Source organism: Catenovulum agarivorans YM01 (assembly GCF_000281085.1).
Lineage (GTDB): Bacteria > Pseudomonadota > Gammaproteobacteria > Enterobacterales > Alteromonadaceae > Catenovulum > Catenovulum agarivorans.
Genome location: NZ_AJWM01000125.1, coordinates 1 through 1,395 on the forward strand (window position 1 = coordinate 1; position 1,395 = coordinate 1,395).

Genomic DNA, 1,395 nt, shown 5'->3' on the forward strand with positions numbered 1-1,395 from the left:
GGATAATGGAATGGACCCACTCCTCTTTAAATACGGCTTCAAATGAGCCAAGATGAAATTGCAACAAGACATCTAAATTAAAGAAGGAGTGGTATATGAAGACTAACCTAATTGGCCTAGACATAGCAAAAAGTATTTTTCATTTAGTCATGGTGAATGAATTTGGTAAGTTACAGAAAAAGAAAGTTTTAAAAAGAAGAAACTTGTTAGCTTACATTAGCCAACTAGAGCCATGTATTATCGTGATGGAAGCCTGTGGCAGCGCACATCACTGGGCAAGAGCATTCCAGTATTTTGGACATGAAGTTAAATTAATTGCACCACAATATGTAAAGCCATTTGTGCAAGGAAACAAGAACGATTACAACGATGCATTAGCCATCGCAGAAGCAGCACAGCGTCCGAACATGCGCTTTGTGCCAATAAAAAATATTGAACAACACGATATTCAAATCGTTCATCGCTTACGTGAACGTCTGGTAAAAAACAGAACAGCTTTGGTTAACCAAACAAGAGGGCTTTTAGCTGAGTACGGCTTAATCATTAACAAAGGTGTGGCTGCGGTTAGAAGTGAGTTACCAATTATTCTTGAAGATGCTGAAAACGGTTTGACTATGATGGCTCGTGAATTCTTTGCTGATTTGTATGATGAATTACTAGCAATTGAAAGTAAGCTTAAAAATTGTGAGCATAAAATAAAACAAATAAATGAGCACCACGATATTTGCCAAAGGCTCAATGAAATAACCGGAATCGGGCCAATTACAGCCACTGCTTTGTTTGCTGCAGCTGGAAGTGCTAAAGAGTTTAACAATGGCAGACACTTTTCAGCCTGGATAGGGTTAGTCCCTAAGCAGCATTCAACAGGTGGCAAAGCCAATTTACTTGGGATAAGTAAACGAGGGAATAGTTATCTGAGGACGTTGCTAATTCATGGCGCTCGAGCATTGCTCAAGAATTCATCTAAGAAGGATGACAAATTAAGTGTTTGGGTTACTAAATTAAAAGAAAGAAGTTGCTACAATAAAGCTTGTGTCGCATTGGCAAATAAATTGGCCAGAATTGCTTGGGTAATCATGGCTAAAAATGAAACATTTAAACTAGCTTGATAGTTGTAGCTGCTTAATTTAATCACTTTAAACCGTAACACAACAAAGATTTCAAACGATTGCTAAGCAATTTGATTTGATGAAAAACAGGTCAGACCGGCTCGCTAAAAACCTTATCAAGGCATGGGCTATCATAAGCCGTAAGGATGTTTAGGAAAGTGAGCGCATATATCCATCAGGGCTAGAGAGCATAAAAACACTCTCATTTAAAAGCCGAATATATGAGTGCAACGATTTTAGTTTTTAATCAATCAAATTACTTGCAAACGGAGTGGGTCCATATATG

The 1,395-nt window shown here is 37.9% G+C and carries 1 protein-coding gene; it reads left to right on the forward strand.

What is annotated here, in order from left to right; all coding sequences use genetic code 11:
- Nucleotides 1-95 precede the first annotated feature (95 nt).
- On the forward strand, nt 96-1,109 hold the full coding sequence (locus tag WSC_RS0102605) for an IS110 family RNA-guided transposase (protein WP_016954348.1): 1,014 nt from the start codon (nt 96-98) through the stop codon (nt 1,107-1,109).
- Nucleotides 1,110-1,395 lie beyond the last annotated feature (286 nt).